This window comes from Fertoeibacter niger (assembly GCF_009380135.2).
Taxonomy (GTDB): Bacteria; Pseudomonadota; Alphaproteobacteria; order Rhodobacterales; family Rhodobacteraceae; genus Fertoeibacter; species Fertoeibacter niger.
Window position 1 is genome coordinate 20793 of the sequence record NZ_WHUT02000020.1, and the last position, 17351, is coordinate 38143.

At 60.6% G+C, this 17351-nt stretch carries 12 protein-coding genes; 2 read left to right on the forward strand and 10 right to left on the reverse strand.

The window, feature by feature from the left end:
• Positions 1 to 55: 55 nt before the first annotated feature.
• The 8 genes from GEU84_RS20315 to GEU84_RS20350 all read right to left on the reverse strand — a co-directional run bounded on the left by GEU84_RS20315 (position 56) and on the right by GEU84_RS20350 (position 9040).
• The gene (locus tag GEU84_RS20315) at positions 56 to 214 is read right to left on the reverse strand and encodes a hypothetical protein (protein WP_174540085.1); all 159 of its coding nucleotides are present in this window, start codon (positions 212 to 214) and stop codon (positions 56 to 58) included.
• Positions 211 to 1392, reverse strand: a complete 1182-nt coding sequence (locus GEU84_RS20320) for a hypothetical protein (protein ID WP_152828741.1) — start codon at positions 1390 to 1392, stop codon at positions 211 to 213. Before GEU84_RS20320 ends, GEU84_RS20315 begins: the two co-directional genes overlap by 4 nt.
• 9 nt (positions 1393 to 1401) lie before the next feature.
• Entirely contained in the window at positions 1402 to 1938 is a 537-nt protein-coding gene (locus tag GEU84_RS20325) for a hypothetical protein (protein ID WP_152828742.1), read from the reverse strand.
• The gene (locus GEU84_RS20330) at positions 1939 to 3375 is read right to left on the reverse strand and encodes a hypothetical protein (protein WP_152828743.1); all 1437 of its coding nucleotides are present in this window, start codon (positions 3373 to 3375) and stop codon (positions 1939 to 1941) included. It abuts the gene before it with no gap.
• 23 nt (positions 3376 to 3398) lie between these two features.
• Complete coding sequence (locus tag GEU84_RS21540) at positions 3399 to 3986, reverse strand: right-handed parallel beta-helix repeat-containing protein (protein ID WP_152828744.1); 588 nt, start codon at positions 3984 to 3986, stop codon at positions 3399 to 3401.
• A complete protein-coding gene (locus tag GEU84_RS20340) occupies positions 3880 to 5262 on the reverse strand; it encodes a caspase family protein (RefSeq protein WP_152828745.1) in 1383 nt (460 codons plus the stop codon). Before GEU84_RS20340 ends, GEU84_RS21540 begins: the two co-directional genes overlap by 107 nt.
• Before the next feature lie 46 nt (positions 5263 to 5308).
• Entirely contained in the window at positions 5309 to 7957 is a 2649-nt protein-coding gene (locus GEU84_RS20345) for a caspase family protein (RefSeq protein WP_174540087.1), read from the reverse strand.
• 135 nt (positions 7958 to 8092) lie between these two features.
• Positions 8093 to 9040 (reverse strand): hypothetical protein, encoded by a 948-nt coding sequence (locus tag GEU84_RS20350; RefSeq protein ID WP_152828747.1) that lies wholly within the window; start codon positions 9038 to 9040, stop codon positions 8093 to 8095.
• Between the two features lie 675 nt (positions 9041 to 9715).
• On the opposite strand from GEU84_RS20350, the gene GEU84_RS20355 reads away from it, so the two are divergent.
• Together GEU84_RS20355 and GEU84_RS20360 are read left to right on the forward strand one after the other, a co-directional pair.
• On the forward strand, positions 9716 to 10105 hold the full coding sequence (locus GEU84_RS20355) for a hypothetical protein (protein ID WP_152828748.1): 390 nt from the start codon (positions 9716 to 9718) through the stop codon (positions 10103 to 10105).
• A gap of 122 nt (positions 10106 to 10227) precedes the next feature.
• Positions 10228 to 11055, forward strand: a complete 828-nt coding sequence (locus GEU84_RS20360; RefSeq protein ID WP_152828749.1) for a D-alanyl-D-alanine carboxypeptidase family protein — start codon at positions 10228 to 10230, stop codon at positions 11053 to 11055.
• Positions 11056 to 11616: 561 nt separating this feature from the next.
• On the opposite strand, the gene GEU84_RS20365 is transcribed toward GEU84_RS20360, so the two are convergent.
• On the reverse strand, positions 11617 to 14364 hold the full coding sequence (locus GEU84_RS20365; protein ID WP_152828750.1) for a helicase-related protein: 2748 nt from the start codon (positions 14362 to 14364) through the stop codon (positions 11617 to 11619).
• 3 nt (positions 14365 to 14367) lie between these two features.
• Positions 14368 to 17349, reverse strand: a complete 2982-nt coding sequence (locus tag GEU84_RS20370; RefSeq protein ID WP_152828751.1) for an anti-phage-associated DUF1156 domain-containing protein — start codon at positions 17347 to 17349, stop codon at positions 14368 to 14370.
• Positions 17350 to 17351 lie beyond the last annotated feature (2 nt).

Here is a 17351-nt window from a genome sequence, read left to right on the forward strand (position 1 = left end):
CTCATTTTTGCTCGCTTGACCGGTTGGCCGGGCGTTCGCGGCGGGGTATCAGCCCCTATCTGGAAGATGGTTGGCTCAGGATCGAAATCGCCCAACCGCGGAAAATGAAGCGATCAATTTCCAGAGGATAGATGCCTGCACCGCATTCGATGGACAGTTTTCGGAATGAGTTCAGAATGTGCGGCGCGTTCATTTCCCGAACGGGCAGCTTCATGGCGCGGCCCCCGGGACGACATGATGCGCAAAAGTTGTGGTCAAACCATCCGTTGTCCGGACGGTCATGATGTGTTTGATCGGCTCCTGCGACGCCCTTAACGTGTCGGTCAGGTTTAGGGGCGTTTCGGCAAGCCCCGGCAGACGACGTTCGGCCCGAGACCGTTGCGACGGCACAACGCCGTCGAGTAGCGCCTCAGAAAAGGTGACGAAAACCACCAAGGCCGTTTGTGTCGGTTCGAGGCGGATCGCGCAAAGCTTATCCGCTGCGCTGTCGGGAAACCGTCCACCCATCGCCTCTAGCTTTGTTTCGACTGACCGCGTAAGTTCCGGGCCTGCATTTGCGCAACTCTCTCCGGGAAGCGGCCGGATCTCGACCAGCCGAAACGGTGCTGCGGCTACCGGCGGGCTTTCCTTAAGGGGGTCGTCTAGTTCTGTTGTCACAGGGACAGTCAGTTCGTCTTTGGGTTGAGGCCACGCATAGCCACCCCAAGAATTACTGTAGGTTGCAACGCCAACCGCGATCAGACACGCGACCGAGGCAATGACTGCTGCGAATTTCCGATGCCTGAGCCGATTGGTTGGAGCTGCCGGACCTATTCGGCCACCCAGAACAAAAGCGTCCAAGCGTTTGATGGCCTCTTCCAGATCGGCAACCGCACTACTGTCGTCTTCCGGGGCCACCACGTTCATGGCCTCAGGCGGTACGCGCAACGGAAAGAGAAAGAGCCGCCGCAAACCGACGGTGGCGCTCAATCGCGTTTTGTCCGCCGCCAGTTTGGCGGCGATACAATACCCGTCCTTTTCTTCGAGCACGATGGCGCGCGCGTCGGACCCAAGCTTGCCTGTCGCCCAGATCAGGGCCTCGGCCTCCTCTGGCGGAGCGAACTGATGCCCGAGCCTGTGCAACCTGTGCGCCAATGCGACCGGGAGTTCCCAAGATCGACCCATATCGATCTCGCCCCTAATTCGAAGTTCGAAAACCTCGCCGGACGCCCCCACCGCAGTCGCCACAACGCCGCCAGGGCGCATCATGTCATTGTAATCTTTCGACATCTGCAACTGGGAGTGCCCGTCAACAGGCAGCACCGTGCTGTTAGGGATTGGGCCGGACAGCTTGCGGATGCTATCGACCAAGCAGGCACCGATGGTTGTTGGGACGAAGACGGCAACCTTCATTACTGGCCCTCAACCCAAAAAGATTGCGGTGTGCGGGTCCGCGAGCAGCTCCGACATTTGCTTCAGGTCCTCAAACCTAGGATCGAGGCCGAGTTGCACGAAGCCATTCATTGGCTCGGGCAGGGCCAATCGAACGGCGGACCCGTCGTCGCGTCGCAGTTCGATAACGGACGGCACTGAATCATGGCCCAGTTCGATCACCAGATAATCGTTCTGCCCATCCCGACGCACAAGGCGAAGTTCATGATCCCCGATCTTCCTGACGATTTCGTCGTCGCTCGCAGCCGCCGCCGCGCGCTGCGACACGGCTCCTTTGGCGGCCAAAGCGCGCATGTAAAGCGCTCGCGCGCCAGCGCTGTTACGGATCAAACGTTCAACATCGCTTTCGAAGAAGGCATGCCCTGCAGGGCGGTGTGCGTATTCGACGATCCTCCGTGCCCCGACCGCCGATTTCGGGGGGCTGTCGGGCGATCCGGATGAAAGCATGTCCGCGATCTGAAGTCGCGCAAAGAGCATTCCGCCCGGGCTTTTGTCTGCATCCGACATCTAACGGATCTCCTGACCGTAAAGAGCGTCAAGTTTTGCCGCGAAATCGGCCCGGTTTTGCTGAAACTGGCCTTCGTCGCCTTTGCCAACCTGATTTCGTAACGCCCGTGCAATAGCGCCCAGTCGCGGGACGATTTTGTCCAGAGGCTCCTCGAGCTTGGAGAGCTCTGCGCGAATGTCGGCCCCGTCACGGCCAGCAAACCCTTTTCTTTTCCACATCGGAGCGAGTCTCCTGCTTACCTCTAAAGGGATAATGGAAGGTTCAGGGCTGCTCTCGGGATCGCCCGGGTGCCTGTTGCAAAGAATCCACTGATAGACATCGCTCGCGTGGCGCACTACTTCGTCAAGCTGGTCCACCACGTCCTCATATGTCGACGCGGTCAGGCTGGCGAGGCCCTCCCGCATACCCGCGAGCGCGCGGTCTGCCAGACTGGCATCGTCGGTCCGTCTTGCGCGGTTCAGGTCGCGAAGGTTCTGGATGACCTTCTGCTGGCAGCCGGAAAAGGCCAGATCGATCAGAATGTCTTGCGGCCAGATGAGGGCGAAGCGGCCATAGCGCGCCAGCTTCGCCAGCAATTCGATCTGCACCTTCTGGAACGCAGCCGTCCCGGCGGTTTCGATCTCGGTGAGGGCCTCGATCACCGCTTCGAACCCTTCGCTCGGAGGCAGGGGATACAGCAGTTCCGGCGAATGTGAGGTATCTTCGATGTCCTCCGATGTGCTGGCCAGGCGATCTGCGATAGATGTGCCCTCGCCGTCTTCGGTATCGGATTTTTCCGACATAGATTTGCCGGAGGCCGCGCTGGATTGCGCCTCGTAGTCCTGAAGGAAGTTCATCATGCCGGTGAGGCAGGTGGAATACTCGATCCACCGCCCGGTCTCTCTCGATCCGTGCTGCTGCCAGAACCGCAAGACATCGCCCGGTCCGGGATAACCTGCGGCGCCGTCCTTTGTGTCGAGATAGCGCCGGATCTCGGTGAAGCTCTGGCGCATGCTGTCGAGCGGCAAATGTTCCCGGCGATAGGCGTCCAGCGCACGCGCCATGGCATTGGTGGCGTCCCTGATCAGGACATCATCCTTGCCCCGAGGCGAAAGCAGCGGATCGCAGGCGGCGGCGACGGCGGGAAAGTGCGCGTAGGAGTCCATGCCAAGCAGGAAGCTGAACAGGGCCGCCTCGATGCGGCCAATGCGGACCTTGCGCCGCAGAAAGACCTCGATCAACGGATCGAAGCTGCCAAATCCGCCAACCGTCAGACTCGCATGGCGCAGTTGAGTGGCTAGCCGCCAAAGCGATGTGTTTCGCCGGTCTGTGCCGACCAGGATCAGCGCGAGCTTCATGCGCTCTTCCCGGCCGAGGCCATGTTCCTCGCTGACCGCCTCGAAATCGAGCAGTATCTGCGCGCTTTGTGCAAGGGCACCTTCGATCTGTCGAGACATGTCTCATCCTGCATTTACAGGCCTTAAAGTAGCCGACGACACCTGCGACAGCAATCATCGAACCGATATTGCTTGTTATCGCGCGCCCGTGATGCGCCTGCGGTACTCTCGATCTGAAGTCCGCTTCCGATGTTGCCGCGCAGATCGTCGTTATGGATTTTGCCAAGGCAGCCGTCATAAATGCAAATGCCTGCCTGCTTGTTCCCTTTCACCACGTTGGCACGTACGACGTGGGCGGCGCCGGTCCTGATGCCGATCCCTTGATGGGCATTGCCGAAGATCTCGTTCTTGACAGTCGGGCCCTTGCCATGGCGCACGGCAGAGGAAGCGCAATAGCATGTCCACTTACCTAATTCTGTGATGCGCTTGAGGTTCGTCCCTCCACCACGAATCACAACCTTCTTTGTGACAGTCGCCGTACGATCTCCGAACTCCCGAGGTAGAATTGAATCTTCCTGAGACTTTCTTTTGTATCTGAGTCGCGAAAGACTATCTCGATGGCATCTATTCTGGCCGCAGGGTTGCCCAGGCTTCGCGTCGTTCATTCTCTCTTCTATTCCACTCAAAGTAGATTTCAGATACAGTCCGTGCACGCAACAACACATCGCCATCGTTCACGCATCTCCCCTGTCCATAGTCAATTGACTCTCTGAACTTTGAAGTTGATCCGGTAACTTCAACAAGGGTCCAGTGTCCACCGCACGATAGCTCTGGATAGTCAACTTTGACTTCCCCAGCTTCAAGTCGAAGTCGCATGGAATAGTTCGTTCTTGAGGATGGCTGTGTAACTGGCCCGATCCAAACAGCGCCCCCAATCTGTTCTAGAATTGATTCCAAATTTGAACTGCCCCACGCTTCTGGTGCTGGCAAAACTGGCGGTTGCGTCGTCAGAACGCCATCAGCGACCACGTCCTGTTCGCGCACGTCCGGAAGGACGGCGAGAAGGAGGTCGGCCTGAGGCGGGTTGAGGTTGGGGTTCTGCGCGCGCCCCGGTGGCTGCCGCAGATTTGCCACCGAAAGCCGGTCGTCGACATAGCCGAAAAGCTCATGCAGCATCATGTCGCGGTCGCGATTGCGGTCGGCGGCCCCACGCAACCCTTCGAGCAGGTGCCAGGTGAAGGCGCCATGTTTGCGGTCGTCCAGCCAGTTGGCGAATTGGTTCCCGTCGCGACTCGTGGCCGAAAGTATGGCGACCTTTGCCGGTGTCTTCACCGCCGCGAAGGCCACGCCAAAACCGGCTGACGACCCCTCGACCATGGTGGCTTCCGGCGCTGGCGTCAGCCCGGTGAAGCAGGCGTCGAGCACCAAAACCACATTGTCCACCGGCAGCCGAGCCAGCGCCGCGACGAGGTCGCTGAGCGGATAGGCCGTCTGTTCCGGCGCCCCGGCCGTGCCGTCCACCGGAAGAAGGAAAGGCTGGCTGCCGCCAAGGTCCTGCGCCCGGATGCTGCCGGGAACGCCGTGGCCCGAAAAGAACACGATTACCGTCCGCACTGACTTGGGAAGCGACTTGTGCAGTTGCCCTTCGGGCGCCGTCTCGGTCCCGAACAGGGCACGCAGGTTGGACAGGGTGAAATTCTCGCGAACCGAGACTTGATCGGTGACCACGCCATATTTCGTAGTCCAGACCCCGGCGAACGCTTTGGCGTCATTTCCGGCATAGGGCACGTCCGGCGCGTCGCTGCGTCCGTCGGACTTGTAGCGCGAATTGCCGATGGCAAGCACGAGCACGTCGTCCCGCAGACCCTGTGCGACCGTGGGCAGAGCGCGAGTGACGCCAAGGATCAGGATGAGGCACAGCGTAGCCAGCCTCCGACGCAGGGCCTGCCAATCGCGCCGCGCCCTGCAGGCCTCCCGAACTTCGCGTGTCGATCCGATACCGTTCATGTCCGATCCTCCTGATGGCTGGCGCCGTGGCCTTGGCCCCCTACGATCATTTCAAACCCGTCGCGCGGAACTCAGGCCGACCCTCGGACCGGCTGAAATCGACCATCGTGATGTTCTCGCCGGAATGGCTGAGGTGCGGCGACTGCCGTCGCTGAAGCCGCGACAGGACCGAAAAGGTTACCTGTTCCCGAACATAGGCCTCAAACTCTCGGATGGTGACCCGACCGTCTGCGTCGCCTTTTTCATCAGCCTCTCCATAGAGCCCGCGCAGAGCAAAATAGCTCAGCGCGCTGTGCTTTTCGGTATCCAGCCAACTGGCATATTGCGGCTCGTCAAAGGCCGTTGCGCTGATCACCGTCAGGTTGGCCGTCACCAAAGGTTCGGCAAAGCCGACGCCGAACGGCGAGGCCTGCGGAACAACCGGACCGGCGTGCGACAGGCCCGAAAAGCAGGCATCGAGGATCAGCGTCACTTGTGGCACCTGAAGCGCCGCCAACCGGTCCGTCAGGTCGGACAGGGCCATGCCGCCGAGCGCCGGGTTGGCGCCGGACACGTCCACCGGCAGCACATAGGGGATCGGCCTGCCATCGCGGTCGAAACCCGGTGCGCCATGGCCGATATAGACGACAAAGATCTCGTCCACGAACTCGGCGAGGCTGTCGAGCAGGCCCGGCACCTGATCCGATCCGAACAGCTCCTGGAATTCGACGGACCCCACCTCCTTGCGCAGGATCACCTTCTGCGGATCGAAGCCCATCACTTCTGTGAACAGGGTGTAAAAGGCGTCGGCATCGTTATGGGCATATGCGACCTCGGGCGCGCCGCGGGTATAGGTGCGGTTGCCGATGATAAGAGCGAGCGCGCGGGGGCGCGGCGTGGCGGTGAACGGCGGTTCCGGCGGCCAGAATTGCCGGTCGAGCGGCCAGAGCCGGGCAATGCCATCCCCGCCACCTGTCAGCATCGACCGGCCATCAGGCGCAAAGGCCACGGCATTTAGCGGCAGCAGGTGATCGAAGCGCGCAAGCTCCTGCCCCGTCGCGGCGTCCCACAGCCGGGCGATTTTGTCATAGCTTCCGGTCAGCACCTGCCGCCCGTCCGGGCTGAAGGCGACGGAGCTGACGTCGCCCCCCTGCCCGGTGAAGCGCCGCACCTCCTCCCCCGTCGCGGCGTCCCACAGTCGGGCGGTGCTGTCCAAGGTCAGAACCTGCCGCCCGTCCGGGCTAAAGGCGACGGAGTTGATCCAGCCCCCATGCCCGGTGAAGCGCCTGACCTCCGCCCCCGTGGCGGCATCCCACAGCCGGGCTGTGTCATCAATGCCCCCGGTCAGCACCTGCCGCCCGTCCGGGCTGAAGGCGACGGTGCGGACGCCGTTGCCATGCCCGGTGAAGCGCCTGACCTCCGCCCCCGTGGCGGCATCCCACAGCCGGGCTGTGTCATCAATGCCCCCGGTCAGCACCTGCCGCCCGTCCGGGCTGAAGGCGACGGTGCGGACGTCGTTGCCATGCCCGGTGAAGCGCCTGACCTCCGCCCCCGTGTCGTCATCCCACAGCCGGGCGGTGTGGTCATCGCTCCCGGTCAGAACGTGCCGCCCGTCCGGGCTGATGGCGACGGAGTTGATCCAGCCCCCATGCCCGGTGAAGCGCCGGACCTCCTCCCCCGTGGCGGCATCCCACAGCCGGGCTGTGTCATCAATGCCCCCGGTCAGCACCTGCCGCCCGTCCGGGCTGAAGGCGACGGAGTTGATCCAGCCCCCATGCCCGGTGAAGCGCCGGACCTCCTCCCCCGTGGCGACGTCCCACAGCCGGGCGGTGTCGTCATCGCTCCCGGTCAGAACGTGCCGCCCGTCCGGGCTGAAGGCGACGGAGTTGATCCAGCCCCCATGCCCGGTGAAGCGCCGGACCTCCACCCCCGTGGCGGCGTCCCACAGCCGGGCGGTGTCGTCATAGCTCCCGGTAAGCACTTGCCACCCATCTGGGCTGAATGCGACGGAGTTGATCCCGTTCTCGTGCCCGGTAAAGCGGCGGACCTCTAACCCCGTCGCGGCGTCCCACATCCGGGCGGTGTTGTCCCAGCTTCCAGTCAGCACCTGCCTCCCGTCCGGACTGAAGGCGACAGAGGTGACAGTGCCCCCATGCCCGGCAAGGCGCAGGACCCCCGCCCCCGTGGCGGCGTCCCACAGCCGGGCGGTGTCATCACCGCCCCCAGTCAGCACCTGCCGCCCGTCCGGGCTGAAGGCGACGGACATGACAAAACTCTTGTGCCCGGTGAAGCGCCGGACCTCTGCCCCCGTAGCGGCGTCCCACAGCCGGGCGGTGTCATCACCGCCCCCAGTCAGCACCTGCCGCCCGTCCGGACTGAAGGCGACGGACCACACGACGTTCCCATGCCCGGTGAAGCGCCGGACCTCTGCACCCGATGCGGCGTCCCACAGCCGGGCGGTATCGTCATCGCTCCCGGTCAGCACCTGCCGCCCGTCCGGGCTGAAGGCGACGGAGCGGACACCGCCCCCATGCCCGCTGAAGCGCTGGATTTCTGCCCCCTTCGCGGCGTCCCAAAGTCGAGCGGTGCCGTCACTACCCCCAGCCAGGATCGTCTTCCCCTCGGCGCCATAAGTGACGGCGTTGACAGGCCCGGTATGCCCCACGAACAGGGTCGGCGGGGTCGCTTGGGCATTCGCCGCCGCGGCAAGGACCAAGGCGAACAGGGCAACTATGACACGCAGCATGACAGGGCTCCGATCTGAAGTCATTTGGCGGCACAATGGCCGGTGCCGCTCCTTTCAGGCAAGGAAAAGGGCCGGTATCACCGGCCCTTTCACGATCGTGTGAGATCAACGCGTGACGGGCACCCGCCGTTTCTCGACTTCGATCCGGTTGTCGGTCACAGCCACCCGCGCGTCGGTGTCCAGAATCTCGGTCATCAGCCGCAGGTTGCGGTTCAGCCGCGCCGCATCCGAGCAGGTCTCGTACCAGTAGTCCGACTGGACCGTGTCAGTGCGCAGCGGTCGGTGATGGTCGTAACCCTTGAACGATACCAGATACTCCTCGATCCGGGTCAGTTCCGAGGGCTCGAAGCCGCGGAACTGCAGCGTGTAGGCCTGGGTCAACCCGTCGCACACCTCTGCCTGTGCGGCCGAGGTGACGGTCTGGCCTGCCTCCGGCACTACGCTCGCCGCGCCGACAGTGCCGCTGCCCTCGGTCGCGACCGGGGAGATCGAGTCGAGCCGCGACGCCAATTCCGCGCCGACATCGGCCGCCACCCGGCGCGCCTGATCGCCCACATGTTCGATCACGCAGTCGCGGTCGCAGTTGACCGGCAGGGGCGGCAGATCGCCTGGGCCGTAGCTCACCTCATAGGCGCCAAGGAAGGCACCGTTGTTGACCTCGAGAATTCGCCCGTCGATCCGCACCCGCAGATCGACGATGTCGGCATACTGGTTCTTCTCGGTCGAGGCGTAGATCTGGAACACCGTGATGGCGTCGATCGGCGCGGACACCCGACGGGCGACGCTGATGAGTTCCGCATCGTTGCGGCGGGTCCGATGCGGATCGGTGATGTCCATGCTGACTGCCGTCTCGTCATAGACGCGGAAGCCCTTGGCCTGCATTTCGCTTGCAATCGCGCGCTCGACCCGGTTGAAAATGCGCGAATTGCGCGGGATCGTGTCTTGGTCAGCATCCTCGCTGACAATCAGCAGGTTCGGCTGTTCGCCCGCAAAGACCGGCATGCACGTGCCAAGCGCAGTTGCGGCGGCGAGGATCAGTTTCAACGTGTTCATTTAGTGCTCCTGTCTGGTTATCCGGGCCTCCTTTTGGCCCTCATGGACAGAATGGAAAGGACAGGGCAGGATTCGACCTCTGAACGTTGAGCTGCCGCCGAAAATCGGAAAGCAACTGTCGTGCGACGATCAAAATGAGAGTCGTGCGTCAATCTGGATGAGGTAGTGTCGCGGGTTTTGGAACGCCGGGAGGGTGAAGCCCGAACGGGGCTCCAACACCCGCGACGGCCAGATCTGAGGGTTCTGGAGGACGCGATGACGGCAGCAAAGCGAGACAAGCCCGGAGACATCATGTTGAATCTGCAGCGTGGCCGCGACCCGGATTCAAACTGAACGAGAGCAGCCGGACAGGTTCGTTCGCTTCGCTCAAAAATTCGCTGCCGGAACGGGATGATGCGGGTTCACGGCCCGATCCGCCCAGTTCCACGCATTTCCGCGAGCGCGACCACAGATCGGTAGAAAAAAACTTGTCCAAGGGGCAAAATCAGGCGATCTTGCCGTCACGCGGAAGTCCACCTCAGGGATTTCAGCGTACTGCTTTTCGGGCGGGGGACCCTATTTCGCGGTCCGCTTGAGTTCCGAGCTGTCTAGGTTCCTGAGCCCTGAACTTGCGTGGGCAGACCCAGTTTTTTTTGTTTTGCCCGACCCTAAGGTGATCAAGCGACATCCCGCCACGTGGCCACGGTGACCCACTTCACTACTTTTACTTGGGCATTCGCGATCGTCGCCTCGATTTCCGTCTTGTCACTTCTAGCCGCTGCCAGCAACTGCATGGCAATCAAGGCCGCTCTCGCCACTGTCAGTCGGCAAATGGTATCGGTCGCCGCAACCTTTCCTATGGCAACACCTGATCTGGCGGGCTTCCTCGCTTGGTCAACAGCGACCTATGGAGATGGCAGTGACGGACCAGACCCGGCTCTGCACGTCAGCTTTAGTTGTGGTGGGGTTACTCGCTGGATGTCAGGATCCGACAACTCGATGGAGGTCGCCGGGAATTCCTTCCTGTTGGGCTTCCAACGCGCTGACCTTGAGACCGAAGTCCTTCGTAAAGGCTGCGGCCTGTGACTGTGCGGAAGAAACATGGATCAGCCGATGCAACGCCGATCGATGGCGTTTCATCCGGCGCCGCTTCGGATTGCAAACCATTGGCCCGAACCTTCAATACAGGTTACCGGGGCCTGAGATGCATGATCCCGGGATTGCTCCTGTTTGTCTCCCTGCTGATCGGATCGGCTGTTCACGCCGACGATCCGTCCTTTGTGGTCGTCGACGCACGGGATGGAAACACCCTGATCGCCCACAATGCCGACAAGCCCAAGCCGCCCGGCGCCATCATGCAGGTCATGACCCTGTTCGTAGCCTGGTCATTGGCGGAAGCTGGTGAGTTGGACCTGGACGCGAGCACGACGATTTCGGCTCGCGCCCAAATGGAGCCCCCCCTTCGGATCGGGCTGAAAGCCGGTCAAGTTGTTCCTTTCCGCAGGTTGATCGAATTTGTTGCGGGTCAACGGTCCAACGACGCCGCAACTGCGCTGGCAGAAGGGATTTCCGGCTCGGTCGATGCATTTGCGCGGCGGATGAATGACATGGCAAACCTGATGTGCCTAACAAACTCGCACTTCCTCGCCAACTATGGGCTTGCCCGCCCCGGCCAGATCACGACCGCGCAGGATGCGGCGATCATCGCGCGCCATCTGCTTCATCGCTTTCCCGAGAACTTGCCGCTCTTTGCGGTGCCCGGAGTCAAACATGACGGCGTCACGCGTCGAAACATTCTGAGTACTGTAAGGCCCGACCTCGACGGCTTTACCACCATGTATACCTTGGAGGCCGGGCACGGCGGTGTGTTTACAGTCGAGCGGAACGGGGTACGCCTGATCGTCGTGATCATGGGCGCGTCAGACCCGGCGATGCGGCGCCGAATGCTTGGCGATCTGCTGGACCAGGGCTTTGCTGCAGCCAAACCAATCGTTCCGGTGGCACCTCCCCGGCTCGATGGATGTCCGATGTCATGATACTGGCAGCCCCAGTAGAAAATGCACCGTCAGGACGATCTTCTGGCTCTGCTGGATCAAGTTCGGGACGAGATAGCGCCCGAGGGAGCTTACCAAGTTGCAAATCAGCCTCCGGCCCGATTGAGCGCGGCCTTGAGCGGTTTTGGCGCGGTCGGCGTCCTGTCAGGCTACTATCCAACTGGATTCGCTGCGGTATTGGCGCTTTTGTTGACCTATTGTTGACCTGGAATGCGGACATGCAAAAGGCCCGCGGTGAGGCGGGGCGTATGGTATTGATAACTATAAGGAATTTGGTTGCGGGGGCAGGATTTGAACCTGCGGCCTTCAGGTTATGAGCCCCATCTCCCGGAAAAACGGCCACCCTTTGATTTCAAAGGGTTACGCGATAACCCCTTGAACTGGCGCCGCTTTCTAGCCGCATCGCACCGCAGCCAACCGCAGCGGACGGGTCCAAACGGGGAACGAGGTAGTTAGACAGGTTGACCTATTGTTGACCCGTTCCTTCTTTTCACAACACGCCCGGAACTGCTGAAAGTGAGCTGCAATCCGTTCCAGCGGCGCTCACCAGCCCTGCCGCATCCACTCGTCGATGTCTCTTGAGGACAAAACCCGCTCAGTGAACTCCCAATCTAGACCCGCGTCGTCCGCCACATGGCGAGCATAGCGGAGTTCCATCGGCGGGCGTGTCCCCTGCACTCTTTGCGAAAAATTCTGGAGTTCGGCGCGATCCCTGATTACCGCTGCGATCCACTCATCCTCAAATCCGTCCGGCAGTTGGCCGAGTACCGAGAAGATATCCCCGAAACGCTCCGATAGAGCGGCATAAACCTGATCCTCGACCGATCCGGCGTAGCGCAGATTTAGCACGTGGATTGCATCTCGAACCTGCCCAATCCGCTGAATTCTCCCCTTGCGCTGCTCTAACCTTGAAGGATTCCATGGCATGTCGATGTTAATTTGGGCGCCCAATCGCTGAAGGTTCAATCCCTCGCAGGCTGCATCTGTGGCACAGACCAGGCGTATCTCCCCATCTTGGATTCGCTTCTTGATTTGGTCTCTCGGGACGAACCTTCGATCCGTTCCCCTCTGAACGAATGAGGCACTTCCACCCGCATAAAGACCGATCGGTTCATCAGGAAATACGCTGCAAAGCGCCTCAAGAACCCATTCCGCCGTTGCAAGATATTGACTGAAGATGATGGCACCATGATCTTCGAGCCAACGGCGATCACGCAGGTAGTGTAGAATTACTTGAACCTTTGGGTCGACCTCAGAGCCTTGAACGATCGCATCGAGATTGCGCTCAACGATCCGGAGACACTCAAGTTCTGCCGACTCGGGCCTAGCAATTTCAGTCGGCTGCCCCTCCTCCGACATCTCATCTTCTTGCAAGATCGGCCCTTGAAGGCGGCCAAGTAAGTGTCGGGTTGTCTCCAGCCCTGCGCGGGCGGAAGATCCAACTCGCCTAAGTACGATCGTCCGGAGGAACCCTGCGCCAGGACAACGCGCGGCGTAAAGACGAGTGAACTCCTCCGCTGCATCGTAGGCCGTCTTGAAGGCCAGATTCATCACGAGCCCCTCGCGGTCGAAGAGATGCTCCGGAAGCCTGTCGTCGAGGCGAGGGTGGACGACCACAGCAATCGGTTTCAGCAATCCTTTTTCTTCAAGCATGCTTCGCGTGCGTCTAACAACACGACGGACAATTGGATTGTGCTGCTCAGCAAGACGTTCAAAATCAGCCGCGAACTCCCGCCGCAAATCGACTCTCAGCGTCTCGTAGGTCGGGCCGCATATAATATTGTCAGCAATACTGGCATCGTCACGAATATCACGAAAGATTACGTCCTCATCTCGCGGCGGCATCGGATTGCGGAATAAGCCCCACCTGGCCAAGTCACTTTGTGGCCACGGTCGCTGTCCCGTCAGGTGCCCAATGGCCTCCTGACGGAGCCATTCGCTTCCCTTAAAGGTGCTTCCAAGAACTTGTGGGGCGCCCTGATTCAGGGCCATCAGCAGATCCCAGAGTTCCACCGCGTCCAGTTGGATTGGCGTGGCCGTGCCAAGGATTACGTTCGTTGCAGTGCTGGACACAGAGCGCATGAACGACAAAAGATTGTTGGGCTTCGGCGGCTCGCGACCGTTCTGCCCGCGTGAAGCGCGCGCCTTGTGTGCTTCGTCAAGGATCACCACCCCAAAGCTTTTTCGCGCCAAGGCGCCGCGCTCTGCTTCGTCATTGCCATTGACAATGAGCCCGGTCGAGACAATCCCAATTCGCCAGGGGCACTTTGCTACCGCTGTCTGATCACCTTTTTGGGTTAGCGCACGCCGATCTCCGTCGAGCCAACACTTCTTCTGCGTTGACCATACCGCTGCCGCCAAGCCGAGCTTATCCTCCAGCTCTTCTTGCCACTGCCACATCAGGGTTGAAGGTGTCAGGATCAGAACCGGTTTATCATCGAGGATTGACAGCACGAGCGCTGCCGCCGCCATGGAAAGCGTTTTTCCTAGACCAACGTCATCTGCGATCAGATAGCGCGCCTTGCCGTGCAGACGCCGGTCATCCACACAGGTCTGCACGAACCGTTTCTGCCAAGGCCTGAGAATCTGCCCGCCCTTGTAGATTGGCCTTCCGGCCAGCACTGCGGCCGGTGCCACAACTCCATCTTTGTCGCGCGCATCTTCGATAGATCGGTATTCGACCCGATTGGCCATCGCCGCCACATGGCGAACGACAGCCTCGGGCAAGTCAACACCTTGCTGCCAGAAATGCTCGAACTCTTCGCGCACCCACGCTGCGGATGCGGGGTCGTCATCGCCCCACAGGATTTCGTAGGAATGCCGAAGGGCCGTCACGCTGTCATTCACGCTGCCGACAAAGGAGAACAGTCGCCCGTCGGAATGCTCGATTACTCCAGCTTTTCCATGCACGAACACATTATCCCGGTCACGGGGCACGACACGCACCTTCATCCGTCCTGAAGCAAGAAGGTCATGCAGGCGCCGGTAACGCTCGCGAGCCAGCATCACGTCAAGGCCGTCTTCCCCCGCCTGCCAGGACGACACCAGCGTCTGCGCCAAGGCCGCTGACCCATCGCGTGCGGCCTTGGCCACCCGCACATCCCAAGGATCGAGGTCGCCGTTGCAGACGACGCGCACCTCGTCCACCGTCTCCAATGCTTCGCCCACCACCTCAAGCAACGAAGATCGAAAATAACCTGCAATCCTGAGGTAGCGCGTCGCCCCAGACAGTCGCGAAGCTAGCAGAGGCCCCAGCGCTTCGCGACGAGAAGAAAAGCGCTCGATCCCCATGCGCTATACCCGGTCAAGCTTCAAAGCTTCGGTCAGCTCGGCCGCTGCAGCACTTTCATCGGGGCGGGTCCTGGCGGTCTTCTGCGCCACGTATCCTGCCAGCAAGATCAGCTTTTGACGTGTCGTCCAATAGTCCGCCCCGATATCGGCCTTCAGGATCGTGACGCCCCGCTTCGGGTCGCGTTCGGCTCCTTCCATGGTCTTCCAGATCGCAAAGAGGACTTGCCGCATCAGCGTTGCGCCAAAACCCTCGGCCCCCAACATCCGGCCTTTCAGGTCCGCGGCGCCTGCCAGTGCGGCAGCATTTGCGGCGGTTGAAGCCATGACCTCAGTGTAGCCACCGTAGGCAAAGCTTTTTGCAAAGTTCTGGAAATCGGCAACCTTCGCCGCCCCCTTCGCCTCCATGTCTAGCATCCGCACGTAGAACCGTTCGGCCGCGATCAGGTCTCGCCACATGTCACGGGGAAAGCCTTCGGGGACAAGCAAGTTGTTGGCCACACGCGCGGCATAGTCGACCAGCTCGCGCAGCATCGTCGTCTCGCCGCGCGCGAGCGGGCGGTACAAGTCGCGGTCGAGCGGCTGCCGGTCAATCGTGGAATACGCGGTGACAACCTGGAGGGCGGCAGCATAGGCGGCGAGAGTGAGATCACCATCAGTGTAAAGGGTCTCGGCGCTAGTGCGTTCGTGCCAACTGTCATCAAGTGCTGTCAGGCGGGCGAGTTGATCGGCCACCGCCTCTTCGATCTCGGCCTCGATCTCCATCCGGCGGCCGTTAGCCTGGCCAAGTCGCTTTCGCAGAACAAGGCAGACAGTGCCTTGCACATAGTTCCCTTCCTTTAGGGCGCTTTCCGTCTCGGTCACGATGTTCCATGCGGCGGTGACCTTCAACCCAGCGGCCCAGAGGATCGCGCCGAGGTCTGCCCAAACGCCTGCATCTTGATGGGTGAACATTACCACCTGCATGCCGCTGTCGGGCATCTGCCTAGTCATGGCAGCATAGGCGGCCACCATGTCGCGACGGAAACCTTCGTCCTTGCCCTTTATGGCAAGCGGGCGACGGCTGTCCCATGTCCATTGGTCGAAGGGCGCGGGCGGGTTCTTTCGAAGCCAAGCTATGAAGAATTCAGTGATTTCATGATAGTTCACGGCGTCAGCATAAGGGGGGTCGGTGACAAAAACGTCCTGCGACTCATCAATTGCCATCGCCGAGTGCGTCTTGATCCGGGTTGTTCCGGCGATTGAGGGGTATCGCTTTGGCAACTCTTCGTTCTGGTAGGTTATTCCCCGGACTGCGTAATTCAGCATCGTATTCAGAGCCTGATTTGAAAAAACTTGCCCAATGCGGTCAGAATTCAGTGATTTACCGTCTGCATTAACTGAGGCTGATGTCCAACGACATAGTCTTGAGTTATTGTCCAGGCGTCGCGCAATTTCAAGATAAAGCGCAGTTTGAGGGGTTTCGGATGCGTCCATGAACTCCCTGAACTTCGCGAACATCAACAACTGGCGCGCACCGAACAAGTGTTGCCAATGCGTCCATCCCCGCTCTCGAATAGGTTGGGTGGTATTGTCTCCAGGCTCAATTGGCATGTCCGGAACCAAACCGTCGGCTTGCCAGCGCACAATGTTTTCCGATACGATCCGCTCGACCGTTCTCTCTCGAACAATATCGTCTTCGTCCGCTTTGGCAAAAAACGTCTGCTGGCGCGCTTTCCCAATACTGTCCGCCTTGATCCATTGCACGCAGTAAAGACGTTCTTGCAGAATGTCGTCCGGTCGAGGGATGAAGTCGAGCTTTTCCCACAATCGAAGCTTATTTCGCGTAATGCCTGCGGCGTCTCGATAATCGCCTCGGATCGTCTTAACCTCGACACCGGAACGTTCTGGGTTCATCGGGTGTACCAGCCGCCCGCCTCGCACGGTCCCCGCTTCGGCCTCGACCATCTCAGCGGCCGAGACGCCCGCACTGATTTCTATGTCATAGCGCTTTTGGTCGTGGTCCGGCACAAGCCGCGCAACCGTGTTGCTTGACTTTGAGATCACCCAGCTAGGTGCCATCGGAACTAACCATCCCGTCCTTGGGCAGCGCGTCTCAAGGCAGTAAAGATAGGCCTTCGCGCGGTTGCCTGCAGCGTCATGCTCGATGCCGAGCGCAGTGATCTCGGCGTCTACCACCGCTGTCACCTCGGCTTGTGCTTTCTCGATCTCGGCCCTCCGCTCCTTTGATGCCCCAATAATGTTGAACGCTCCCCAAGTGAGCATGCAGGCAATGGGGTTCAGGTCGCTGGCATAGACGTCGCAGCCAATTCGGGCAGCCTCGAACGGGATCGATCCGCCCCCGCAGAACGTATCGGCGACCTTCGGGCGGTGCCCAAACCGCGCAATCCCTAGTTCCTCCACCAGCTCGGGCAAGGTTCGCGCGGTAGTTCCCAGATGGCTGTTCACCGCGCTCCAGATCGGTGCCAGCAGTTCGCGTTCGTCACATTCCTCGGGTCTCAGGACGTGCTTGAGCCGGTCTGCGTAAGGCAGTGTGGCGAAAGCCTCGGCCATTCGCCCCAACCTGTCAGGTTCGGAGAGGTCGTCGCGCCAGTTCCTTCGCAGGCCGTTCACTTCAGTGACCCATTCTGCGAAATCCGGAAACAGTCGAGCGAAGGCGGCAGCGCTACCGTTGAAACGTCTGGCAAGCGACGCATCGTCCATACCCATCAGCTTCAAGAATATGTCCAGATCTGCCACTGGTTCATCGGTTGCGGGCAACAGCGCACCGAGCAAGACTGCGCGCACAAGAATAAGCGGCTTGCGCCCCTTCCAATAGGAACCAAGCGAGGTCAGCGTCTGTGATTGAACTGCCTTTCGCTCTTTGAACGTCTCAGCCGAGAGCCGCCCGACCGGGAACTGCCGTTCGATGAAGGCTGGGGTATTGGCGAGCGATAAGGGCGCAAGACCCGTAGTGATACCCGGACGGGAGCTAGATTTAACAGTCATTC